The organism is Chryseobacterium sp. BGA-UO-ETr-SB22 (assembly GCF_059567885.1).
Genome location: NZ_JCAQOV010000005.1, coordinates 189,069 through 214,913, shown reverse-complemented (window position 1 = coordinate 214,913; position 25,845 = coordinate 189,069). Strand labels below are relative to the sequence as shown.

At 34.4% G+C, this 25,845-nt stretch carries 20 protein-coding genes; 6 read left to right on the top strand and 14 right to left on the bottom strand.

The window, feature by feature from the left end:
- Positions 1-112 precede the first annotated feature (112 nt).
- From AC57AW_RS08190 to AC57AW_RS08180, 3 genes are all read right to left on the bottom strand, one after another.
- A complete protein-coding gene (locus tag AC57AW_RS08190) occupies positions 113-4,978 on the bottom strand; it encodes an NACHT domain-containing protein (RefSeq protein ID WP_496351485.1) in 4,866 nt (1,621 codons plus the stop codon).
- Between the two features lie 405 nt (positions 4,979-5,383).
- A complete protein-coding gene (locus AC57AW_RS08185) occupies positions 5,384-6,070 on the bottom strand; it encodes a GNAT family N-acetyltransferase (RefSeq protein WP_318848308.1) in 687 nt (228 codons plus the stop codon).
- 319 nt (positions 6,071-6,389) lie between these two features.
- A complete protein-coding gene (locus tag AC57AW_RS08180; RefSeq protein ID WP_496351484.1) occupies positions 6,390-7,037 on the bottom strand; it encodes an NAD(P)-dependent oxidoreductase in 648 nt (215 codons plus the stop codon).
- Between the two features lie 115 nt (positions 7,038-7,152).
- Between AC57AW_RS08180 and AC57AW_RS08175 the strand changes: the two genes are divergently transcribed.
- From AC57AW_RS08175 to AC57AW_RS08165, 3 genes are all read left to right on the top strand, one after another.
- Complete coding sequence (locus AC57AW_RS08175; RefSeq protein ID WP_496351483.1) at positions 7,153-7,500, top strand: winged helix-turn-helix transcriptional regulator; 348 nt, start codon at positions 7,153-7,155, stop codon at positions 7,498-7,500.
- Between the two features lie 160 nt (positions 7,501-7,660).
- Positions 7,661-7,786 (top strand): putative phage abortive infection protein, encoded by a 126-nt coding sequence (locus tag AC57AW_RS08170; protein WP_496351482.1) that lies wholly within the window; start codon positions 7,661-7,663, stop codon positions 7,784-7,786.
- Positions 7,787-8,241: 455 nt separating this feature from the next.
- The gene (locus AC57AW_RS08165; protein WP_496351481.1) at positions 8,242-9,639 is read left to right on the top strand and encodes a phage tail-like protein; all 1,398 of its coding nucleotides are present in this window, start codon (positions 8,242-8,244) and stop codon (positions 9,637-9,639) included.
- 126 nt (positions 9,640-9,765) lie between these two features.
- Here AC57AW_RS08165 and AC57AW_RS08160 read toward each other — a convergent pair whose 3' ends face one another.
- On the bottom strand, positions 9,766-11,484 hold the full coding sequence (locus AC57AW_RS08160; RefSeq protein WP_496351480.1) for a S41 family peptidase: 1,719 nt from the start codon (positions 11,482-11,484) through the stop codon (positions 9,766-9,768).
- Positions 11,485-11,586: 102 nt separating this feature from the next.
- Positions 11,587-12,282 carry a VIT1/CCC1 transporter family protein gene (locus tag AC57AW_RS08155; protein ID WP_496351479.1) on the bottom strand — a complete coding sequence of 232 codons (696 nt, stop codon included), beginning with the start codon at positions 12,280-12,282 and terminating at the stop codon, positions 11,587-11,589.
- A gap of 217 nt (positions 12,283-12,499) precedes the next feature.
- Between AC57AW_RS08155 and lgt the strand changes: the two genes are divergently transcribed.
- Complete coding sequence (lgt, locus tag AC57AW_RS08150; protein WP_496351478.1) at positions 12,500-13,336, top strand: prolipoprotein diacylglyceryl transferase; 837 nt, start codon at positions 12,500-12,502, stop codon at positions 13,334-13,336.
- 80 nt (positions 13,337-13,416) lie between these two features.
- Here the strand turns inward: lgt and AC57AW_RS08145 are convergent, their stop codons facing one another.
- A complete protein-coding gene (locus AC57AW_RS08145) occupies positions 13,417-14,172 on the bottom strand; it encodes an SDR family oxidoreductase (RefSeq protein ID WP_496351477.1) in 756 nt (251 codons plus the stop codon).
- A 738-nt stretch (positions 14,173-14,910) separates the two neighbouring features.
- Between AC57AW_RS08145 and AC57AW_RS08140 the strand changes: the two genes are divergently transcribed.
- Positions 14,911-15,333 carry a cold shock domain-containing protein gene (locus tag AC57AW_RS08140; protein WP_318849266.1) on the top strand — a complete coding sequence of 141 codons (423 nt, stop codon included), beginning with the start codon at positions 14,911-14,913 and terminating at the stop codon, positions 15,331-15,333.
- Positions 15,334-15,752: 419 nt separating this feature from the next.
- Here AC57AW_RS08140 and AC57AW_RS08135 read toward each other — a convergent pair whose 3' ends face one another.
- The 8 genes from AC57AW_RS08135 to queG all read right to left on the bottom strand — a co-directional run bounded on the left by AC57AW_RS08135 (position 15,753) and on the right by queG (position 25,378).
- Positions 15,753-17,204, bottom strand: coding sequence for a TolC family protein (locus AC57AW_RS08135; RefSeq protein ID WP_496351476.1), 1,452 nt, complete (start codon positions 17,202-17,204; stop codon positions 15,753-15,755).
- Positions 17,185-20,307: an efflux RND transporter permease subunit gene (locus AC57AW_RS08130; protein WP_496351475.1), complete on the bottom strand. Its 3,123-nt coding sequence runs from the start codon at positions 20,305-20,307 to the stop codon at positions 17,185-17,187. The genes AC57AW_RS08135 and AC57AW_RS08130 overlap by 20 nt, the downstream gene beginning before the upstream one ends.
- A 28-nt stretch (positions 20,308-20,335) precedes the next feature.
- Positions 20,336-21,424, bottom strand: coding sequence for an efflux RND transporter periplasmic adaptor subunit (locus AC57AW_RS08125; RefSeq protein ID WP_496351474.1), 1,089 nt, complete (start codon positions 21,422-21,424; stop codon positions 20,336-20,338).
- A 59-nt stretch (positions 21,425-21,483) separates the two neighbouring features.
- Complete coding sequence (locus AC57AW_RS08120; protein WP_318849270.1) at positions 21,484-21,816, bottom strand: hypothetical protein; 333 nt, start codon at positions 21,814-21,816, stop codon at positions 21,484-21,486.
- A gap of 424 nt (positions 21,817-22,240) precedes the next feature.
- Positions 22,241-22,693: an SRPBCC family protein gene (locus tag AC57AW_RS08115; RefSeq protein WP_318849271.1), complete on the bottom strand. Its 453-nt coding sequence runs from the start codon at positions 22,691-22,693 to the stop codon at positions 22,241-22,243.
- A gap of 51 nt (positions 22,694-22,744) precedes the next feature.
- Positions 22,745-23,392 (bottom strand): murein L,D-transpeptidase catalytic domain-containing protein, encoded by a 648-nt coding sequence (locus AC57AW_RS08110; protein ID WP_496351473.1) that lies wholly within the window; start codon positions 23,390-23,392, stop codon positions 22,745-22,747.
- 3 nt (positions 23,393-23,395) lie between these two features.
- Positions 23,396-24,079, bottom strand: coding sequence for a TIGR02117 family protein (locus tag AC57AW_RS08105; RefSeq protein WP_496351472.1), 684 nt, complete (start codon positions 24,077-24,079; stop codon positions 23,396-23,398).
- A 360-nt stretch (positions 24,080-24,439) separates the two neighbouring features.
- A complete protein-coding gene (queG, locus tag AC57AW_RS08100) occupies positions 24,440-25,378 on the bottom strand; it encodes a tRNA epoxyqueuosine(34) reductase QueG (RefSeq protein WP_496353873.1) in 939 nt (312 codons plus the stop codon).
- A 164-nt stretch (positions 25,379-25,542) separates the two neighbouring features.
- Here queG and AC57AW_RS08095 point away from each other — a divergent pair, with 164 nt between their 5' ends.
- Positions 25,543-25,842, top strand: a complete 300-nt coding sequence (locus AC57AW_RS08095) for a rhodanese-like domain-containing protein (protein WP_309432708.1) — start codon at positions 25,543-25,545, stop codon at positions 25,840-25,842.
- Positions 25,843-25,845: the final 3 nt, after the last annotated feature.

Genomic DNA, 25,845 nt, shown 5'->3' with positions numbered 1-25,845 from the left:
GTATTAAATTTTTCACCACGGTCACTTCATCAATTTTATTATTCATTTTCTATTCAAAATTAAATCTAAATTTGATTGAATATAAATTTAAAATCAATACAACCTTTTAACTTTAATAGTAATAATCATGTAAAACATCTTTCAATCGAACGGTTTTATTTGACACTATATCGTAACCAAAATCATTTTTAAAGTCAGTTATTTTATTTTTCCAAGAAGACACCTCATTATCTACCATATTGACCTGTGCCAGTAAATTATAATAAGATATTTTTTCACTTACAGAATTACTTGATAACAAAAGTTCTTTTATAGCTAAGCTAAAGTTCTTATCTCTTTTAAGCCTCTCAATCATTGGTATAAAAAAGTATCTATGATAAATTTTGGCCTCACTAGTATTCCCAAAAATCCTTTTTAGAAATTCTTTCAAAGTATCTATATCTCGAAATAAAAACTTGAGATTAAAATCTACATAATCATCAACGTAATATTGATTTTGAATTATCTCGTTAAACATATCTCTAAGAATGGGTTCATCCGGCCAACCACTACACAAAGCTATAATTTTGCCAGAACTACCATTTAGTTTTACATCCTTTATCTCTTCATAAACTTGATTGTCATTTTTAAAATTAGTCCCTAACAGTCTACCAGCAAGAATCTCATTATGTCTTTCCTTATTATTAATAAAGCGTAATAAAATACTCTTTAGAATAGGACTTTTAGGAGATGTTCTATTTAGAAAACTAATTATCGAATTGTTTTTGATTGTTTGAGAGTTGTTCGATATGAATTCCATTAAATAACTATAAGTTGGTGAGGACTTTGAAGAATATTTCGCAAAAAAACCCCAGATATCCTCTATATCTTTGTTATATTTTAAATCCCCAACGATTGAACCAAAATCCTTACCGCTATAAGAAATTAGATAATCAAAATTATCAAGTATGGATTTTATCATTATTCCACTTGAAGATTCCTGGTAAGTATATTCGCTAAAGATATCAAGTAATTTTGATTTATATTTACCTTTACCTTCAACATCTTCAATTAATGAATACTCATCTAACTTTTTCGTGATTAAAAAACCTGTAAAAGCAATTCTCCTCTTAACTTCATGATCTATTCCTCTGGCAAAAACTAATGGCTTACTTAGGTTTATTATTTTATTGGTATTAGTTTCCTTAATATGGTTAAATAAACAAATTGCCATATCTGCCATTACTTCTTCTTCGGCTTCTGTTTCAAAATTACTTAAGGCTGTTTCAATATTATTAGGAAATATTGATAAATCAGAAAATGCTTCAATAATCGACAATTTAAACTCCTTTGCTAAAGGAATAGATTTTTTTAGCATTTTATCTTCTGATTTTATTAATGTTGGAAAATAATGAACCGCTAAAACATAAAGAGTGTTATCATTTTCTATATGTTCTAAGAAATACTTCTGAACAATTTCGCTTGAATGAAAATTCTTTACAATTATATCAATTGCAGTGTAATATTGTCCCCAAAATTCTTTAGGAAAAGTTTCAAGTTGATCAATAAGTCTCTTCAAAATATTTGATTCAAAATATTCTTTATCAATTTCAATTAATGCTGATATAGACCTTTCTCTAAAGGTTATTTTTTTATCAAATAGAATTCCTTCTAATATTTTTATTGCTTCTTCTTTTTCATTTCTATCAAATACTCTAGAGATAAAATGTGCAGAGGCAGATGTCTTTTTTGTTTCAACCGTTCTAAAATACTCTTTTAGCTTTTCTTTAACTTGTTTATCATCTTTCCAACCATCTAAAAGTGCCATTACACTCCAATGAGAAGTATAGGAATTTTGCAAATCCTCAAAAAGAGAATTTTTAACTTTTTCCGAATGAACAAAAATACTTGCAAATGCAGTCTCGGGACCAATATGACTAAATTCTTTTAAATATTCATTTAACCAATTCTCAACAACTGGAACTAATTCTTCAATATCTTTAAAATAGTAAACCAAATGTTTAAACATTTCATGTCTGTCGGAAATAAAAGGAAATTTTTCTTTAAATTCAGATTTAATTATATTGATTACGTCTTGCTCTTTGTTAAAACAATGAAAAAGGACTTTCCAAACAATTCCTCTATCAAATACTTTTTCTTGGTCATTATGATAATGTTCTTTTTCTAACGATTTGATTAGTATTTCTTTCAAAAAGTTGTCCGTATTAAATCCATCAATTAATAAATCAACAGCTTCATCTTTTAATTGATAAGGAATCTGATTTATAGTTTTTATTATCAATTTTAAATCATCCTGAGTATGTTTCTTTGCGAAAATTTTATACTTAAATAAATAAAATTGAACAACAGAATCATCAACTTCAATAGAATTTATTAAGTTCTCTCTTTCTACTTCTGATATGTCATTTGTGATAATACTATTAATTGCAAAAGCTAAAATTTCTGGATTTGAGCAGTTTGAAATAATACCTTTTATAAGCTTAAAAACATCTCTATTTTTAATATGTTTATTAAAAGCATAGGAGGCATCATGTCTTTGCTCTATTGTTCCATTAATAAAAGCTTTTTTTAAAAATTCTATTTGTAGTTTATTTAAATTGGGAGTATATCGTAATGCATTAACACGATAATCTCTGTACTTGTATTGATTCGGAAAAAACTGTATCAGGAAAGCCTGGATTTTTTCTTTTAATCTCCCATTTTGTAAAGCATTAAGGATTTGCTTAAGCAATGCTTCTTTATATGTCAGGTCTGTTTCATACTCAAAATCTCTTATAATAGAATCAAATGCTTCATTCATAATGTCACTTGGTGTGTTGTCTAGATTAATAGCAACTTCATATGAAATAAGTGAAAGATAATTTTTTTGAAATTTTTCACAAGTAGCTTCTTTTAAAGCATAAAAATGTTTAGTAAACTTTTTAATCTGTTTTAATGGTATTAATCCAAAAAAACTAATAATTACCTGATGAAAAGTGGGATTAGCAGAATGAGCTTTTATAAATTCACTAGCTAAATCTTCATCAGATTCATACAATTGTTGTGCAGCCAAAAATTCTTGAAATTGTTTATGTCCAAAAGCGATTTCTTCATTTGATTTTTCAATGATAATTCCAAAGTTATTTGCTCCGACTTCTATTAATTTTTGGCTATGGACTTTTGCTTTTGCTTTATCATATTCAGCATAAGTAATAAGATATTGTTCAACTACTTTTTGTGCTTCGCTTTTTAAAATTACACCATCATTACTCTCTTTCTGAATATTGATTGCTAATTCACAAAAAATATCTTTAAAATCAACATCAATTATTTCCTCTTGAACTATTCCCGCATCTGTGCCCCGCTTTACAGGATGTTTTTTTATTAAGTATTGGGTTATTTCCTTAAGTGCTTCCAATTTGTTCTTAGGCAGAACCGAATCTTGCATTTTTTGTATAATTAAAATACTCAATAGCAAAGGTATTTCTGCTAATTTTTTTAAATCGCCTGACTGTCGCAATTCTTTTATAAAATTATCCGTTAGTGTTTTTGAATAATCTTTGTCTCTATTTGTATCTTGTAAGGAAGTCCATTTACTATACCAATTTTGAACAAAACTTCTTTGTTGAGAAATAGAAAAACCTGCAAGATTTAAAACGTATAGGTTCGTGAAAAAGTCTTTTAGTATCTTAAATCCGTATGGTCGACTCGAATAAAGAACTTTACAATCATAAAGTTCTCTTAATGCTTCAACACGTGTTATTGCTTGTTGTGCAGAAGAAATACTGCTCCATTCGTCAATCCCATCAATTATCAAAAATAGTCGTTCGTCATCTATTGCATCTTTTACTACATCAAACAAATAATTTTTGCCAAAACTATTAAACCAAAGATTAAGGATTTCTGAGATGCTTAATGAGTCATTTTGACTAAGGTGTTTTGTTATGAAGGCAAAAGGTAGCCACACAGGTAATGTTTTACCATATTTTTGCGAAATATTTTCTAACTGAGGATCTGAACTTAAAATATCTAATGTAATATATCTAAGCAAAGTACTTTTGCCAGCTCCGGGGTCACCAATAATTATATTTTTATTATTGTTTACTAATGCATCATCTACTTTTATTCGGATATCAATACTGCTTTCTTCGACGTCGTTATGATTATTTAAATTTTTGCGTTTAAATTCATTTTCAGATTGTCCATAATAATCATAAAAATACTGATCATAATTTACGTTTGATATTGAGTCATCTTTAGTAGGTTTAAAACCTTCCTCTTTTACACTTGAGAGAATATCTGGAATAATAAATCTATCCTGTAAAGTGTATGGACTATTTAATTCTTTAATTGGAATTCCAGGATCTTGAATGTTAAAAATTGTTGAATAAAATTCATATAATTCTTTCCTAAATTTTACGACTTGTTGAGCATCGATTTTTTTTGATTTCGAAAGCTGTTGTAAGGCAAGCTCTCCATTAAATTTTTTAACCCATTCCAGACCAAAAAAATCAAATACGATTTGAGGTTGATCTTTAAGAAGCCGTGAAAGTTGAATTTTATCCCATTTCACCAAAGTAATATTTTCATTTTCAAGCTCTGTTTTAAGTTCTTCAAATCTGTCTTGGATTTGGGTTTTATTCCACTCACAAGATGTACATAAATACAATTTATCGCTTTTGCTGTAAAAGTCTTTACCTTTAAAGTAATCAATAGCCTTGTTTATATCATCTAAATCGAATTTTTGATATCTTTTGCATTGATAAGAGTAGTATTTTCCATTTGATTGTCTTGCATAAATATCTATTCCTTGTTGCGCTTGCCCCTTTATACCATATATCTCACAATCGTTTACAGAAAACTCTGTTTGTATTATAGCTAAGCATAGCTTTTCAAAGTCCTCCCATGCTAATTTTTCTAAAGGAAGTTCTTGAATTTTTGAATCAATGGGAAGGTCAGCTATGGAGTTAACTGGTGTATAGAGGTAACTTAAATTCATCTCTTTTTAATTCGTGTAATATTTTCTAGTTATTTATTTTTATTTGCCATTTTCTTTTATTCTTAATTTATGAATTGTCAAGAATTCTGGCATATCAGTAAAATGTTTTCAAGAGCTTCAATTGCAAATTAAAATTTTAATCTTTGGTTGAATCCTGGCACACCCTATTTTCATATTGTTACATTATACTCATAGTATGTAAATTTATGAAACTTTGATTAATGACATAGATTTTGGGAAAACAAAAAATAAGGTGATTGATTTAGATAACTTGTCAAATCTCAAAAAAGCTACAGTTATATTGAGATTATCAATAATCATATTCAAAAATATTAAACCCATATTATAAAAAAAGTAACCTCAGATCGAATCTGAGGTTGCCCTTTTTGTATAAAATTTATTTTATTAACCTACTTTTTTTCCAGTCTCCTCCAATAACAGCCTTATATTTCCTCTTATTATCTTATCATCATTAAATAACTTACAATCAAAACCAAATGATTCATAGAATGGAATCAGCCAATCAAAATTATCAGCATCAACGCTCGATAAGTCTCCTGTTATACATTTGATACCTTTTTTCCTTGCTTCCGCAATGACAAAGTTCATTAATACTCTACCGTATCCTCTATTTTCCGAATCATTCCTTGTTAGAAAATCAACAATCTTAATTTCATTCCCATAGTCTCTAAAGTGCATTACAGAATCCCAAAATTTATCATCTCCATTTTCACCTGACAAGTAAATACTATCAAAAAGATTCTTTTGAGAATAGGTCATAAAGACTATTTCACCATGCTTAGTTAAAGTTGCCTCTGTCGTAGAGTTTTCATTTCTTTCAAGAATATATTTCATCCGTTCTAATCTTTTAGATAACAGTTTATTTTCTTCTATCAAGATTTCATTATTTTTATACAATTCACTCCTCTTATTCTGGGAAATTTCCAAAAATTTTTGTTTTGATTCAAATTCACTTTTAAGAATCATACGAGCTATTGCCTTAATTCCAATAATTATTAATACGATAATTACTTTCATTAATATAAAAGGAGATAGCAAAACAAATTTTAATCCTTCAATAGTACTTTTCATATTTTATTATTTTTAAAATAAATATAATAATTTTGTATTAAATTCCTGTATTCTATTTACTTTTTAAACGCTTATTATCAGACACTTATACAAACTATCTAATAAATAAGAAAAAAAACAATAAATCTTTAATAATCAACACTTTAAATAATATTAAATTAATGATTCGACTTTTTGATCTTGTCAACATAACAAAAATCGAACTAACTGTTAATTAAGTAAATGAAGCGATTTTTAAGCTCAACTTAATTGTCGTTTTGTGAGATTTTGCAAAGAAAGTAACCAGGTTATGTTTTTTAAATCTATATAATTTTATTTCTTAATATGCTGCTGTGAAATGCTGTTTGTGGTGTTTTTGATTTTCTATCTCATCTGCAATAACAACAGCCAAATCTTCAACTGAAAGCATACTTATTTTATCATCATTAAATACAGGAGAATTTTTTCCTAAACGATAATTTCCTGTTCTTCCAGTTTTGATATGCGGATGCATTTCGTATGGTGGACTGAAAAATACCCAATCTAACTCTGTTTCATTTTTTAGTATATTCAAATAATCTCTTGATGCTTTTCCACCCTCTCTAAATTCTTCCGGTACTTCTTCAGTGTCAATTGCCTGAATCCCATCAGCAACGTATAAACTACCTGCACCGCCAATAACAATATAACGTTTAACACCTGCAAGTTTCACTGCTTGCTGAATTGCTTTCGAACCTGTAAGATAATCATTATAAATATTTGGATTTTCCCAACCAGCATTAAATGCACTAACCACAACATCACTGTCTTTTAAAATTTCAGCAAGTTTTTTTACGTCTGTAACATCTGCCGAAACCATTGTTAAATTTGAATTGTCTGTTGTAAGTAAGTTTCTTGAAATTCCTGTAACGCTATGGTTACGATTTGTCAATTCGTTTGTGATATTTTTTCCCACAAATCCTGTTGTTCCAATTACTGCTATTTTCATTTTTATATTGTTTATAATATTGTCTCAAAAATACGAATAGTAGTTACATATATCACAACAGATACCTTTTGGTAACTAGTTTCCTTTTGGTAATTGGTTTTGTATCTTTGTTGCCATGAAAAAGGGAAAATCAGAACTCGCAGATATTTGTAGGATACAACTTAAAGGTGTCAAGGATACACAAGATCTATTAAGCGGAAAATGGAAAACGGTTATTATAGCTGCTCTATATTATAACGGAAAATTCAGATTTATGGAATTAAACCGACATATTGATGGAATTGCACCAAAAGTATTATCCAAAGAATTAAAAGATTTAGAAATGAATCAACTCGTCAAAAGAACAGTATTAAATACAATGCCAATTACCGTTGAATACGAACTTACACCACATGGCGAAAGTCTGAACAAGGTTATTGAAGCTATGGGCGAATGGGGCGTTAACTACAGAAAATCAATTTAAAATAGATTTATCTGTTTTAGTTATGGAGGTTTCTAGCTAGTATTGATTTAATAAAGACATCATGTCAATGCTCCTCTCAATACATTAATTGAAAATAAAAATTATTCTGCATACCCCAAAACCTTCGTTACTTTGATTTGAAAACAAAATGCTATGAATCATGAAAAAATTAATAGAAAAGAAAAAGTATATTGGAATAATCTGGCAACAATTATCTGATCATGAAATTAATTTGACATTTTACTATAGTGTTTATAAAAAGAACATCCTGAATAAAAAAAGTTAATTGAAAAATATTCTCTCATGGAAAATGCCAGAGATATTTTTATTCATCAAGAAATTATAAAATTTTATTCCGAAAGTGTATTTAAAATAAAACACTGAATTTTAAACTTACTATTTTTTATATCCTCCCATATTTTATTTATGATACCTTCTGTTAATCCATGGATAAAAATATTTGAACATACGCTCGTCTTGATCACATTTTTCTCACCTGAGATTATCCACTATTTCTAAATACTTTCAACTTCCAGATCCCTATTTCTGCATACGCCGTCATCAAAATATTGGAAATACTCTACTTTTTTTATAAAATGCAGTATTTCTACTTAATCATAAAATTGAGATTAAAAATAAATTTGCGCATCGGTTGATAATTTTTATTAATATTTTTTTTAAAAAACACAATCTAATTAAAAATATAGACCACAAGTATTAAAAACTTAAATAACGTAATGCATGAAAATTAAACAAATTTATTCCCTGATCGCACTATGTTCCACAACAGCGATCCTACAAGCACAGGTAGGGATTAACACAACAGATCCACAGGCAACTTTAGATGTTACCGGAAGTACAAGCACCAGTATGAAGGATGGTATCCTCCCTCCAAGGGTTTCTAAACAGCAATTAGCGGCAAAAGACGCAGGCACTTATGGAAGTTCCCAGACAGGAGCCATCGTTTATATCACAGATATCACTTCCCCATCCGGAACAACGCCTAGTTTAGCAGAAGTTGGGAGCATTAACAGTACTGGATACTATTATTTTACCGGATTACAATGGGTTCCTTTTTCAACAAACCTTTACAATTCGGATGGAAATCTTTCAGGAAACAGAGTGGTAACACAAGATGCCAATACTTTAACCTTTACTACTACAGCTATCAATGGTTTTTCTGTTGATGGAACTACCCTTTCTGTAGATGGGGCAAATCACAGAATAGGATTCGGAACGGCTTCTCCTGAAACAAAGTTTCACGTAGTATCTACCATTCCAAGTTTAAACCGATATAACCTGATTGATGCGACAGCCGGAACTAACCAATACGGAATTGTATCTTTGAGAAACACTTCTGCTTTGGCAACAGGAAATTATTCATTACTTGGTTTTACCAATAATGGCCCTTCTTCAGGAGGTTCCAACTGGGCATTAGGATCTATCCGTACAGGATCAACATTAACCAATGGCTCAGAAGAAGATTTCTATATCGGAAACTCTACCGGAGGAGGATTAATTGAAAGAATGAGAATCAGTCCTATAACAGGAAATGTGGGAATCGGGACATCTTCTGCAACCAATAAACTTCACATCAATGCTACAAACCCTGTAAGACTGGAAGGATTGCAGGCATCATCAGGAACAGCAGGAAGTTTAACAGTCAACAGTACAGGTGTAGTTCAATTAAAAAACTCAGCAAGCATAAGTGCTGCAAGAGGTACCGGAATAGTAGTCATTACAATAAACAATAATTTTGTAAATACAGTACCATCAGCAAAAACTTTTGATAATCTTAATGAAATGGCGAGTAATACTTTTACAGCTTCTGCAACCGGATTATATAAGGTTGATTTTACGATTAATTATCCTCAAAGAGGAGCCACAGAAGATGGTGGAGACGGCTATTTAGGCTATGCACAGATCAGTTTGAACGGAATTCAGCAGGCGTTTACCAATACTAAAGTTACTCTCCCAGAAGCATCCGGAGCACCCTCATTTGTAACATGTTCGAATTCTACATTGTTAAAAATGAATGCAGGCCAGGTCCTTTCATTTCAGGCACTTTCTTTTGGATCAACACCGAATACAACCAATATTGTAGCTCCGTTTACAATCAATGTAGTTCGTATTGATTAATCTTTTGAACAAAAACAGGTAAAAGTTCCCCTTTACCTCTTCAGGCAAAATTCTATCAACACAAATATAAAAGACCACTTGCAAAACACAGGTGGTCTTATTTTTATTAAATAATCTGTTTTTAAACTAATTCAAGCCTTTCAAAACCGTTTCAAGCTCAATATCCCGTTTCTGAATAATATCATCGTCAGAATAATGGATATAATCATTGATCCTCACTCCTACTTTTTGGGTCTGGGAGTTGTCATAATAGAAAATTCCATTCCCGGTAAATTCCAGGTTATATCCTGCAGGCAGTTTTACGGTTCTGATATCACCATCTGCACCCGATGTTTTCTGACCAATGGTTTTAGACTGAGGGAAGACATTCTGAAGATTCATTGTATTCCATTCGCTCATACTTAAGGTTTCCGGATTGACGATTATGAACACCTTCCCTTTATAAGGATGAACTGTTTTATTTTTAATATCAGAATAATAAGTCCCAAATTCTTTATAACTGATAGGAATATAAGTTCCGATATTTTTCACGTTAGGTTTATAATATTTCCCAAAATAATTCTCCACTGGTGAAAAGTATTTGTAGACATAATGAAATACAAATCCGCCCCAATCCGGATATCCACGCATATCAAAGACGATAGCTTTTTTTGATGAAGCTTCTTTAAAGACAGCATCCATATGATCATCCAGCTTATCATCAGGAATATTCTCTGTAAGAGCAAAAGCATCATTGATTTTAAAATAGGCAATATCTTTATGCACCATTTTATACTGCTTCTTCAGGAGATTTTTATTTTGAATATATTCCGTCACGATGTCCCGCTGCTGTTTGTCTGAAAAATTGACACACTCTGTATTTGTATAATAGGTTTTGTTATCTTTTGACTCAATTTTCATCTCTTTATGAGACTGGTCATCAGGCCAGATCAGATTCCGCTGATAATCTGACATCAGGTACAAAAGTGTTTCAGGATTGGAAGCAGAAAGCAAGTCTTTCTTTTCTTTAATAATCTGACGGATACCTTTACCGCTAACCTCCGTTATTCTATCTCCAACATGAATATTAGCTTTAGAACATATCTCAGGCAAAAGAAGATGGGTTACCAGCAAATGATCATTCAATATCACATAATCAAAAGGTGGATAATACGATCTGTGAAAAATTTCATTCTTATAATTCAGCTGGTCATAAAACCAGAAAGAATGGGTATCTTCCATGGTAGAAACTACTTTTGCCAGAATAATCTCAAAGTCCTTTCTTGATGTACAGCGAATAGTTTGGTCTACTAAATCTGAGAAATAAGCTTCAGCATTTTTCTCCATCAGGTATTTATGTGGATAAAGATAATCAATCGTACCCTGCAATTTGGCCAATGTCAGTAAGCGGTTGGCTAACGGTAGGTTTTCATCTTTTTTAAATTCGTGTGTTTTAGAATCAGATATTTTTTCTTTCTGATCAGCTTCAGCAATAAATCTATGGCTGTAGATATCATTCAGCAATGTTTTGTTTTCTGAACTGATTTTTTTATTTTTCTGATACCATCTGAAATTTTGATTGACAGCGAGTACATCTTTAGGGTTATCAATAACCGGAGCACCGGAGAATTTATTGTTCAGATTTTTTGATAAAAGGGTAATGACTGCATTTTCATCTGATTGTTCATTCACTTTTCCAATAGTCTCCAAAAACAGACTGTCGGCATCTTTTTTACCACTGGCTACATCAGGATGGTAATATTTTATGAAATTCCAGGTCTTCATAAAATAAGGATAACGATCTTTTTGAGCATGAACTGTAGTCTGAATCGCAATCACAAAAAACAAAATAAAAATATTCTTCATTTATTTAAATTTGCGATGTAAAATACACTTTTTAAGACATATAAGATGTAAATAATTTTTCATCTCTTTTCACTTCCAGCTCAGACAGAAGTAGTACAGCCTTTACGCTACATTGACTCCGAAAATATGACCTACGAATGCTGTAATTCCCATTGCAACAGTTCCCCAGAAACAGATCCTCAAGACGGCTACTTTAATACTGGAACCTCCGGCTCTGGCAGAGACTGCCCCTAAAAACATTAAAAATATAATTGAAAATCCGTATTGGAAATACACCATTTGTTTAAGAGGTGCCAAAAGAGAAACACTAAACGGCAATAAAGCACCTACTGCAAATGACCCGAAAGAAGCCATTGCCGCCTGCAAAGGTTTCGCCTGTGTTATTTCATTAATTCCTAATTCATCACGGGCATGTGCCCCAAGGGCATCGTGTTCTGTAAGTTCCATAGCTACCTGCATCGCTGTTTCTTTGGTACAGCCTCGTTTCTCATATACTTTAGCAAGTTCTCTAAGTTCTATTTCCGGCATTTCTTCAAGCTCACGTTTTTCACGAAGTAAATCTGCTTTCTCCGTATCTTCCTGTGAACTTACGGAAACATATTCCCCTGCTGCCATAGACATTGCTCCGGCAATCATCCCTGCAAGTGCTGCAAGAATAATGATATGACGATCCGGTTCTGCAGCGGCAACCCCGATAACAATACTTGTAGTGGATAATAACCCGTCATTCGCTCCCAATACAGCTGCCCGAAGCCAGCCTACCCTGTTTACATAATGTTTCTCCAACTGATGATGCATAGCTTTTGTTTTGGTGGTAGGCTAAAGTTACCAAATGTTTCATCAAGAATCATTTTAAATTATGTTCATTTTTATCCCGTATAAAGACCTATTCAGCTCAGAAATAAAATTCTATCTTACATACAAAATGCAACTGTACCCTCTTGAAAATCAAATTAAAAAACACAGAAATATTTCCATTCGGCCCGGAAATTCCTATTTTCTTATCTTTGCAGGAATGAATTTATTATATATCAACTGGGACGTTAATCCCGAAATCGTCAATATCTTAGGATTTCCTTTAAAATATTACGGACTGCTATTTCTTACAGGACTTGTTTTATGTTTAAATATTTTAAAACGTATTTATAAAAAAGAAGGCCTCAGTTCACAGGCTCATGAAGCTTTATTTTCCTATGCATTGATAGGAATTTTACTGGGAGCCAGACTGGGACACTGTCTTTTTTATGATTTTGATTATTATTCCCAACATCCTCTTGAAATCTTGTTACCAATTCAAAAGGGAGTGGACGGAAGTTACCATTTTACAGGATTTGCAGGACTTGCCAGTCATGGTGGTGGTATCGGATTGGTGATCATGCTTCTTATATATGCGAGAAAATTTTCTATCCCGTTCATGACCGTTTTAGATGCCATAGCGATTGTACTTCCATTGGGTGGTACTTTCATCAGGCTCGCCAATCTTATGAATTCTGAAATTATTGGAGTTCCTACGGATGTTCCATGGGCTTTTATTTTCCGTCAGGTAGATAATCTTCCGAGGCATCCTGCTCAGCTTTATGAGGCTATCTCTTATTTTATTATTTTCCTTTCTGTGTATTTTATTTATAAGAAAAACATATTTAAGATTGGAAAAGGATTTTATTTTGGAATCAGTATTCTGTTGATCTTCATCATGAGAATTCTGATTGAGTTCATCAAGGTAGATCAGGTAGAATTTGAACACGGAATGAGTCTGAATATGGGACAATTATTGAGTATTCCTTTTGTTCTTCTCGGTCTATTCTTTATCATCAAAAGTATATTGGAAAAAGGAAAGGTGAAAACCACTTAATTTCCTGATTTCTTATAAAATAAAAAACTCACTGAAAGCTGTTTTCAGTGAGTTTCTTTTTTAATGGATTGTCCAATGAATTATCTTGTTGTATATCCTCCGTTAGCAAAAATAGTCTGCCCGGTAATCCACCAGCCTTCTGTTACCAGAAATTCTACCAGTGGAGCTATATCTTTAATATTGGTAAGTCCACCCAGTGCTGAAGCTGATTTATGATAAGCAACAGCATCATCTGTTTCCTGTCCATAGAAGAAAGGAGTATCCATTGGGCCAGGTGCTACAGCAGTTACTGAAATTCCTCTTGCTCCGAATTCTTTAGAAGCAGCTCTTGTAAAATGTTCTACAGGTGCTTTTGCTCCTGCATACGTAGAATACAGTCCTGTGTAAGCCGCCAGCAAGGAAGTAACAATGGTACAGATTTTCCCGTTATCATTCAGTTTTTTACCTGCTTCCTGCAAAAAGAAGTAAGCAGATTTTGAATTGACATTGAACATAGTATCGTATTCTGCTTCCGTAGTCTCTGAAAATGGTTTTTTCAGTACCATTCCCACCGTATTGATTGCAATATCAATCCCTCCGAAACGGGAAATTACCTCATCAAAGAATTTTGTAACATTGTCTACTTTGGTAAGATCTCCCTGAAACAAAAATGCTTCTGCCCCTAATGCCTGTACCTCAGCAAGTGTTTTTTCACTATCTGTTCTTGAGCTTTCACTGTTATAATGTATTGCCAGTTTTGCTCCTTTCGCTGCAAAATCTCTACTTAAAAGTCCTCCCAGGTTTTTACCGCCTCCAGCAATTAAAACAACTTTTCCTTTTACATTTTGTGTTGACATTGTTTTTTATTTTTAAATGTTAATGAGGCAAAGATGGATAATAAAAACATCCTCAACATGGTGAAGTTTTCGGGAATTGTATTAAAATTCAATATGACTATCAGTTTTTTTTGAAATTTAATTTTAAACTGAAGCAAAAAACATTAATATTTTTTATATAAACAATATTTTTTAATAGAATGCTATTTTCCAGCCAGATATGATCTGAAACGCTCCTCTTCTATTAAACAAAGCCATATAATTCACTAATACGCTTCAATTTTAGGCATAACATTTGATGCTCTTCCAGCCATATTATACACCACTTCATTTTTATAATATATTTTTTTTATAATCCTCAGTGTTCTGAGGATTTTTTTATGTCTATGTTCAAGCTCTTATTATCGTCTTACACTCAGACTATAAAGGGATTCCGCCAGATCTGCTGTAAAACCATTTCTGATAATCAATCATTTAAAACCTGATTATTCATTTTATTGTTGTATATTTGTACATTAAATAACCAAGTCTATACTTTGTTTTCTGTAACGACCCGAATATTTTTTATTCAGTCTTTGCTTTTTGAGCAGCCATATTTTAAACTTTTATTTTTCTACTAAGAACAATACTTGTCGGAATTTTAAAGCTCTGTATGATTGGAGTGATCCAAGACAGAAAACACAACCAGGCTTTATAGGGGTCTAAAACAGACCAGATTGAACCAATTAATTTATAGAAACTAAATACTAAAAATAATTTATGGCAGATTCTTTTTCTAAAAAGGAAAATTTCAAGAAAAAAATTCAAAAGCAAAAAGAAAAGGCGCTAAGACGCGAAGAACGTAAAACGAACAACAACAAAGGAGCGGAGGACGTCTATATGTATGTAGACGAATTCGGAAGATTAACTTCTACTCCACCTGAACAAAGACAGGAAGTAAACCTTGATGATATTCAACTGGGTGCAGCTCCTATTATTGAGGAAGATCCAAGAAAAACAGGAATTGTTACTTTCCTGAGTGAAAAAGGATATGGTTTCATCACTGAAGACAATTCTAAAGAAAATATCTTCTTCCACAACAACAACTGTGTAGAGCCGGTAAAAAAAGGAAACAAAGTATCTTTCGAAAAAGAGAAGTCTCCTAAAGGATTCTCTGCTGTTGAAATTCAGATTGTTAAATAATACTTACGCATAAGACAATCCTGCTTTACGGCAGATATGTTTTAAACAATACAGAAAGAGACTGCCCATTTGGACAGTCTCTTTTTTTAATCATATAAAAAAATATCTCAACTTTTTAAAAGCTAGATTCTGATGCAAACACATGGGGCAGTAATCTGTCAATCCAGGATCATAATACTCAATAAAGCAACACCTTAACTCTATTCTGAACCATATTTCGGATAATCCAGAATTCCTCTTCCTCTACTGATTTTAAATACTCTTTTGAGATCTACTTCAAATTTTCATGGTTATTGTTTTACTTAGATAAATATCCTGAAATTATTTCAATGATGATTACGGGAAACCGTAGAGCATAATTAAAAAATAAAAGAAGCTGCCTAAAAGACAGCTTCCTTCATCGTAAAAAAAAGTAAAAATCAATCCAGTTTTCCGCCCAATGCTTTAAACAGCAAGACGTTATTTCTGGTATTCTGGTGCTGGAACTGTAATAGATCCAGTTCAGCGGTCAGTTTGCTCTTCTGAGAGTTGATCAGTTCAAAATAATTGGCATATCCCGTTAGATAGAGATCGTTGGAAACCTCTACACCACGGTCAAGAAAACCTACTTCTTCTGATTTCAGTTTCAAAACACGTTCATAGATCTTAGTCTGTTTCAGGATCGACTGAAGCTCGTTAAAAGCAGTTGTAATACTTTTCTGATAGTTTAAAAAAGCAATTTCCTGCTCTTTGCTTGCTACTTTGAATTCATACTTTAACTGTCCTTTATTAAAAACAGGAACCATCAGTCCTCCCAATAGCTGTCCGGCCAGAGAACTTGGCTTAAAGAAAGTCTCTACAGAAAAAGAATTCAGTCCGAAACCGGCACCAAGATCAATCTTAGGGTAAAAAGCAGCTCTTGCAGCCTTCGCATCAGCCTGGGAAGCTTCTAAAACATAATAGTTCGCCGCTACATCCGGCCTGGAATGAATGACACCTTCTACATTAATGGTTTTATTTAATACCTCCATATTGGTAGGCATCAATATTTTCCCACGTTTTACATCTCCGCCGTAACTTCCCGTCAATGTAGTGATCGCCTGTTCTACCGTAACGATCTCTACTCTTATATGTTCGATCTCCGCCAGCCAGTTGTTATTCTGTGCTTTGAATTGCTGCACAGCTAGTTCTGTAGCTTTTCCTACTTCACGCTGCGCCAGAACAATCTCAAATGCCCTCTGCTGAAGGTTATAATTCTTCTGATAAATGGCAAGACGGTTATCCAAAGTCACCAGCTGATAATACAGATTGGCAATATCTGTAAAAAGCTCTACCTGAAGCAACCTCAAACCTTCTGTGGAAGCCAGATATTTCTTCTGGGCAGCAATCTTTTTGTTTTTCAGCTTGCCCCACGCATCAATTTCCCAGCTGCTTCTAGCTCCTACCCAGTAATTAGGAGTGAAATTTCGGTTGATTTTCTGATCTTCCGTAATATTGGGAGAAAGATTGGTATCATAGTTTCCAACGCCTTCCATCGTATATTTTCCGTACCGGTCACCGGAAGCCTGCGCTCCCACTTCAAGGGAAGGCAGTAAATCCATCTTTGATCTTTGGAGGAAACTGTTGGCAATTTCCACTCTTTGCTGGGCAATCTGGAAATCCGGATTGGCCTGCACTACTTTATCAAAAAGTTCCAGCAGCTGTGGATCTATAAAGTAGGCCTTCAGGTTGATCTGCTGAAATTCATCTGAACTTTTATTTTGATCTGTTTTGATCAGTTCATTCGGTAATTCCTGAGCTTTTTTCAACTCGGTTACTTTGGGAACAGCACATGAAACCAGACTCAGGGATGCAATTCCGTATATTATATTTCTATGATTTAATCTTTTCATCTTTCTTCTTATTTTCAAGTTTTGCAAAGAATATATAGAGTCCCGGAATCACCACCAATCCAAAGATGGTTCCTATCAGCATTCCTCCCGCCGCAGCTGTACCAATGGAACGGTTACCTATTGCTCCTGCTCCGGATGCAATACATAATGGAATAAGTCCTGCCACAAATGCAAAAGAGGTCATCAGAATAGGTCTCAGACGCTGTCTGGCTCCTTCAATTGCTGCCGGGACGATATCATATCCCTGTTTATTTCTTGCGACTGCAAATTCCACAATCAGAATAGCATTCTTAGCCAGAAGCCCGATCAGCATGACCAATGCCACCTGTGCGTAAATATTGTTATCCAATCCCACAAGTACCAATGCGATATAGGAACCGAAGATTCCCGTTGGTAAGCTTAATAATACCGGCATCGGAAGAAGGAAACTTTCATACTGTGCAGCCAGTAAAAGGTAGACGAATAAAAGGCAGATCGCGAAAATATAAACCGTCTGGTTTCCTGATAATATTTCTTCTCGTGTCATTCCTGACCACTCAACATCAAATCCTCTAGGCAGCTTTTCTTTAGCAACACGTTCTACCGCAGCAATGGCATCTCCGGAGCTGTAACCGTCTGCAGGTTCTCCATTGATCATCGCCGACATATACATATTGTATCTCGTCAATACTTCTGGTCCGTACACTTTTTCAATAGTGATGAAGGTAGAAAACGGAACCATTTCACCCTTATCATTCTTTAAATATAAATTCAGAATGCTTTCAGGGGTATCTCTGTGCTCCGGACTTGCCTGTACCATCACTTTGTACATCTGGCTGAAACGGATAAAATTCGTAGCGTAATAAGATCCAAGCATTGTTTGCAATGTAGACATCGCATTGTCTACTGAAATTCCTTTCTTCGCCGCCATATCATAATCCACATTGATCATATATTGCGGGAAAGTAGCATCAAAACTGGTAAAACTGTTCTGTAATTCAGGAGCTTCATTCAGTTTTTTAACAAAATCCTTAGTAATTTTATCTGTATTTTCAATAGTTCCTCCGGTTCTGTCCAGCAAACGCAGTTCAAAACCACTGGTATTACCGAATCCGGGAACTGTGGGCGGTGCAAAGATCTCAATCTGGGCATCAGCTATACTTTTTGTTTTATCAGAAAGCTCTGCAATCAGATCATTTACTGAAATATTTCTTTGTTTCCAATCTTTAAGATTGATCATCGCCATCCCGTATGATGAACCTGCAATTTCCGTTACAATACTGTAGCCAGCAAGAGTGGTCACGTTTTCTACTCCATTTATCTTTTTGGCAATAACGGTCACTTCATCCAGTACTTTTTCAGTTCTTTCTACCGTTGCTCCCTGTGGAGTAGTTACACTCACATACACCATTCCCTGGTCTTCCATGGGAATAAACCCGGTTGGCAGGAATTTGCTGGTCACAAAAGTCAACCCAACAAATAGAAACAACAGCCCAAAAGTTACTGTAGTTCTTGTCGCAAATTTTGATAAAATATTTACATAACCATTGGTCAGTCTTTCAAAACCTGTATTGAAACTCTGGAAAGCCCTATCGATGATGGTTTTCTTTTTATTATGATTGTGAGGTTTTAAAATAATAGCACAAAGTGCTGGAGTTAGCGTCAATGCATTCACTCCGGAAATCACAATACTGATTGCCAGTGTCAGTGAAAACTGACGGTAAAATACTCCCACAGGACCATCAAGGAAAGCCACCGGAATAAATACGGCTGACATTACAATGGTTATAGCCACTACCGCTCCTGCAATTTCTTTAGTAGCACTGATGGTGGCATCCATGGCATTCATGCCTTCTTCCATCTTAACATGGACGGCTTCAACGACGACAATGGCGTTATCTACCACAATTCCGATGGCAAGAACCAAGGCAAAAAGAGTCAAAAGGTTGACCGAGAAATCCATCATATTCATGAAGGCAAAGGTTCCTACAAGTGCTACCGGAACTGCCAGCACTGGAATCAATGTGGAACGCCAGTCCTGAAGGAAGATAAATACTACAATTCCTACCAGAATAAAGGCTTCAATTAGAGTTGTCAGTACCGCACTGATGGACGCATCCAGGAATCGGGAAACATCATAAGCCATATTGTACTCCATTCCGGGTGGGAAGGATGTGACTTTTAATTCTTCCATTTTTGCCTTTACGCTTTCAATAACTTCGGAAGCGTTGGAACCGGGACGCTGTTTCATCATAATGGATGCAGAGGGCCTTCCGTCTGTTTTGGAAACCATTCCGTAGTTCATTGCTCCGAATTCAACTTTAGCGATATCTTTAAGCTTTAAAATGGTTCCGTCCACATCAGATCTGATGGGAATTTCTTCATATTGTTTAGGCTCAAAAAACTTTCCTTTATATTTGATTACATACTGAAGCTGACTGGAGGTTTTACCAGATGTTTCTCCTACTTTTCCTGGTGCTGCAGAAATATTCTGTTTTTGTAGTGAAGTAATCACTTCATCTGCAGAGATATTGTAAGCCGCCATTTTCTGTGGATCCAGCCATACTCTCATTGAGTATTCTTTCTGCCCCATAATCTCGGCACGGCCTACTCCGTCAATACGTTTCAGTTCCTGAAGGACATTAATATCCGTAAAGTTATAGATGAACTGCTCATCCTGACTTGGATCTGTACTTGTGATATTAAGGTACATCAGCATACTGTTCACCTCTTTTTCAGTGGTAACTCCGGCTCTGATCACCTCTTCAGGAAGTTCATCAAGAATGGTTGTCACCCTGTTCTGAACATTTACCGCTGCTACATCAGGATCTGTTCCCACTTCAAAGAAAACCTGAATAAGGGTAAGACCGTCATTGGAGGTAACCGTAGACATATACGTCATTCCTGGCACTCCATTGATTGCCCTTTCCAAAGGAAGAGCTACCGCATTGGCAGATACTTCGGCATTCGCTCCTGTATATTTTGCTGTAACGGTGACTGAAGGTGGTACAATATCCGGAAACTGGGTAATCGGCATCTTTAATAAAGCCATTATTCCCAGCAGGACAAATAATATGGAAATAACCAACGAAAGAACCTTCCGTCTTATAAACATTTCTACCATAGTAAATTGATTTAAAGATTATGAAAGGTTAATACTTCTTTTTGATTTTGATGATGTCACCGTCTTTTAAAGACTGAGTTCCTTCATAAATGATTAAATCTCCTTTTTTAAGACCGCTTTCTACCATATAAGAATCTCTTAATGTAGCTCCGATTTTAATACTGGTCATTTTCACTTTATTCTTTTTATCCACTACAAAAACATAGGTCTTATCCTGGATGGAGAAGGTGGATTTTTGTGGAATAAGGATCGCATCAGCCTGATGTTCGGAAATGATAAGTTTTCCGGAAGTACCGTGTTTGATCAGATGATCCGGATTCGGGAACAGTACTTTATAACGGATGGAACCTGTGGCTCTGTCGATTTCCCCTTCAGCTGTTTTTAAAGCTCCGTTAAACTGGTAATTAACCCCGTTAGGCAGTGTCAGTTCTATTTTTTGATGGCTTCCGATCTTATCATTGGCTAAAAGCTCAAAATATAGGTTTTCGGGAATTGAGAAATACGCGTATACTTCATTCAGCTGAGACAGCGTAGTCAGCAATGTACCATTTTCTACCAAACTTCCGTCTTTATGGGGAATCACGTCAATTACCCCGTCAAAAGGTGCAGTGATTCTTGTAAAGCTGATCTTCTGAAGAACCGTTTTCTTTTCTGCATCAGCGAAAGCATGTTTTGCTTTGGCGGAAGACAGCTTTGCCTTCACCATCTCCAGTTCGTTATTGGCAACGAATTTTTTAGCATGAAGACTCTGAATCTGCTTCAGTTCCACTTCTGCAATACGGACATCGGCTTCAGTCTGCTTTAAGGTTGCATTGGCTTTCAGAAGTTCCATCTGCAGCTCGGCATCATTGATTTTAAATAAAGCCTGCCCCTGATGTACAAATTGTCCCTCGTTTACATAAATATGCTGTATAATGCCTCCGATTCTGGAACGCATTTCAACATTTTTTTTAGCCTGGATATCAGTGACAAACTGGTTGCTCACCAATGTATCTTTTTCTTTGATTTCCAGCACGGGAACGTCCTTATCTTTGTTATTATTTTTCTCCTTGTCTTTACTGCATGACACAGCGAATAATGTTGCCAGAAGGCAAATTATTACAGTTTTCAAATACATTTTTAAATGTTTAAGTTATAAAATTCCGTTAAAGTAATCTGATTTTGAACAACTTAAACCTAGTACAACTGAAGAAGATGGAGAAAGGATTTAACTCCACAAATAGTAGATACAGCAATCTCCGGAAGGGTGATTTTTGGAATCACTTTTAAAATTCCTGAAAAATCTGCAATTGCGGGATCATTTTTCTTGATAGAATGTTTTACAATTTTGGCAGCAGCAGGCAATGCATGCGTGTTCATATCTGCCTCTTCATAAACATCCAGAAGATGAATATTGGTTACATGGGGAACGTGAGGAACATTCTGCAATGATTTTTCTGCCCAATTCGAATTGAAAAGGGTAAAAACCAGTATGATATAAAATAAGAAAAATGACCTCAGACCTGCCATGTCAACCAGAACACATTAGTTTTTTAGTAAAAACGATATTCCTGCAAAAATAGGGATTTCTACTGGGAAATCCGGTCATTGAACTGTTAAAAAAACTTAAACAATGAATGGATAATTTCAATAATTAGAATTTAGATTTCTACGAAATAGCAATCAAACCGTTATGATTATCCATAGCCTCAGTCATTCCTTAGGAATCTATATAAAATTATTAAAGGTTTCGGCAAAAGCCAATTGAATTTGATTATTGTTTTTAAACTAAGCTCTCTCAAAAGTGTCATTCTGAACGAAATGAAATGTAGTGAAGAATCTCAGGTATTTTATTATCAATAAGATTCTTCCTTCGTCAGAAATCGAAGATCCGAAGTCAATGACAAAAACCAAATTATCTGACTTTTGAGACAATCTCGTTGCTATTTAATAACTAAAACAATCTGCTGAGTACTCTGAAGCGGTAATCAAAGATATGTTCCAGTTTCTTTTTGACGAAAATACGATGTGCAATTTCTCCCAAAAAACCCATGGGAAGTTCATAATCTATAGTATCTCTCATCAGAACGCCTTCTTCATTGGAAATAAATTCATGGTGATGATTCCATAATTTGTATGGGCCTTTTTTCTGGAAATCGATAAAGCTTTTTTGAAAATCAACGTGGGTAATTTCTGTCTGCCATTTCATTTTAATACCGAATAATGGGGAAACATAATAGTCGATGAGCATTCCTTCATAGATTTCATCATCTGCCATTTCTGTCAATACAATAAAACCCATGTCTTTTGGGGTAATCTCTGAAAGGTTATTGGCTGAAGAGAAAAATTTCCAGGCAGTTTCTATATCACAATTGAGCTGTTGTTCGCGGAAAAGCGTATGTTTCATAAGGCGGAATCAATTTACATGATTGTTGTGAAACAAATGTATAACAAAGATTTAATTATATATCCACATCAGAACGGGTTTCTTTGAATCCTGAATCATCGGATCAATTTCCTTCATCGCATTGTTGGAAACGGTAGGGCAACCCCATCCTTCAGGAGATCCGTTTGGAAAAACTTCGTTATCACTCATCTTATCCCAGGAATGAAAGACAATAAATCTTTTTAAAGCATTGCTGTTTGTTTCTTCAAGGCCATGCATCAGGTATTTTATATTGATTCCCCAGTCGCTGTAACCCCTTCCTTCAAGCTTATATTTCCCTAAAGAGGAAAGATGACTTCCGTCTTCATTACTGAATCCCGGATTCGCTTTAGAATTATCTTTGCTCCATGAATTGGAACCACAGCCATGACCAACCAGGTATTTTTTTGAGATCTTATTATTTTTAAAATCCCAGACAAAAAAGCGGTTTACCCCAGAATGGAGGCTCATATCAATAAGGATACAGAAATCATTGTTAAGGTTCTTCGAGTTACAGAATGTCAATGCTTCTTCTGCTTTCATTTTTATCCTGGAAAAGTCAGCAGCAGGTTTCTTTTCAGCCACAGCAGGTATTTCAGCAGTATTTATCATACTGCCTTTTTTCTCCTGAGAACATGAACACAGCCAAAGAGTGATAAACAACAGATAAATCCTCTTCATGAATTATTTATAGTGCTGAAAGATTCCGAAATCTGACGGAGTCCAAAGTGCCGCTTTCTGACCTGCAGCCTTTAAAGCATTATTAGACCATGTATTGCATGTATAAAGAAAGCTGTAGGTACCTTTTGCATCATAAAAGGCATCATTATCACTATATACGGCATTGGTAGGAATCAGCATGAAATTACCGTTCTGATCTCTGTCAAATTTATCTTCTACAAATTTTACAAGATTCTCATACTGGCTTCTGCTGATCATGATCATTTTACAGTCTTCTCCTTCTTTCATGGTATTATAATATGTACAATGCATGGCAGAATCACTTAACCAGAATGCAGCTTTTACAGCGGTTGAAAACTTAAGGTCAGCCCAAGTAGGAGTATCCAGATAGAATCCTTTATCACCCCAGCCTATTCCGATATAGTGATAATCTGTTTTTTTTGATTTTGTATTGGCGAAAGGAATTTTCATGCTCCAGTCCTGGAGATCATTTTTTACAGGCATTACTATATCTGTATGCACTCCGTTGGTATAGATATAAATTGGGATTTCTTTCTTCTGGCCATCATCTTTAGCCGAAACCGGAATATAGGGAATCAGCAATCCAAGAATTACATAAATCACCACAATTCCCAAAATAATTCCTATCACTTTCAGGAGATACATTATTATCGTTTTCACAGTCATGTTTTTTAATAAAATTTAATCTTTAATTTTTAGTAAAAGTATTTGTTTTAATCGAAAAATTAGCTATATTTAGTTACGAAATATTCACAAATATGCGTAAAACTATCAAATCCCAAAAAAGGTTTAAAGTAAGAGTAAAAACTGCTCCTAAAAGAGTACAAAAAAAACGTTGATTTTCGGTGAGATTCTGATCTCCTGAAAATCAATTTTTCTTTATAGGAAAGGTTTTTCAAGCAACTTATTGGTATAAATCTTTACCTCCTTAAAGCCAAAAATTTAAGGAATGGTCAATTATCAGCTCTGGTTTGGAACTACAAAAAATTCCAAAGGAGGGATTGTCACCAAAAGTTCAGGGAAAAATCAGTCAGAAGACTTCTGCAAAAACTCAATATTTCTCTTCAGTCCTGCAAATTTGGTCCTTTTCACCGGGGACTTTCTAAAGATTTCTGAGAAAATTTCCTGAGTAATTTCTTTCCATTCTCCTTTTTTGAAGTTTTTCAAGGCTTCATTGGGTTTGAAACGGCTTTGTTTGTTGGGTGCTGAGAAACGGTTCCAGGGGCAGACATCCTGACAGATATCACAGCCAAACATCCAGTCTTCCATTTTATCTTTAAAATGATCCGGAATTTCATTTTTAAGTTCTATAGTTGCGTAAGAAATACAACGGCTTCCATCAATGATTTTCTCAGAAACAATAGCATCTGTGGGACAGGCATCAATACATTTCCTGCAGCTTCCGCAATGGTCTGTGGTTGCATGATCAGCAATCAGTTCCAGATCGCAGATAATTTCGGCAAGAAAATAAAAAGATCCGCTTTGTTTGGTAATGAGGTTTGCATTTTTTCCTACCCAGCCAATCCCTGATTTTCTAGCCCAGCTTCTTTCCATAATGGGTGCTGAGTCTACAAAAACCCGAAATCCAAACTCCCCTATTTCTTCCTGCAGCTCATCTACCATCTCACGGAGAATCTCTTTGATCACTTCATGATAATCTTCTGCATACGCATATTTTGAGATCTTATAATTTTCTAATATTGAAATTTTTTCTTCAGGAAAGTAATTGTAAGAAAGTGAAATAACAGATTTAGAACCCTCCACCAAAAGCCGGGGATCAAGTCTTTTATCGAAATGATTTTCCATGTACTTCATTTCGCCGTTATAGTTGTTCTTCAGCCATTTTTCAAGGTGAGGAGCATCTTCTTCCAGAAAATCAGCTTTGGAAATGCCACAACTCTGGAATCCAAAACTTTTTGCCTTGGACTTTATGAGTTGGGAATATTTTTCAGCGCCTGCATTCATAATTTCACACTGCAAAATTAAGATTATTTTATCAATCTTCTGATTTTGCAGGAAGTTCATACCACAGCTGGTTTCTTTTCTGAAAAATTATGTTTTCATTAGGATTTTTTTCAAAAAAAAATTGCGTAATTTCGTTTCTAATTTAATATTTAAACTCTACAACTATGTCTTTAATAGAAGTAATACAATCTGGAAACTATGAATTAATCGACGTTCGTGAGCCAATGGAGCTTGAAATGGACGGCAATATAGATGGTGCTAAGAATATTCCTTTAGGTGAGGTAGAAGATAGACAGGATGAGATTCTATCTATTGAAAAGCCGGTAATTTTATTCTGCAGAAGTGGAAACAGAAGCGGAAAAGCATTGGATTATCTTAACAATCAAGGATTAAAGGACGGTTATAACGGCGGAGGCTGGGCTGAGCTGAAGGCTGTTCTGGAAGCAAATCAGGGAACTTTTTAAAAG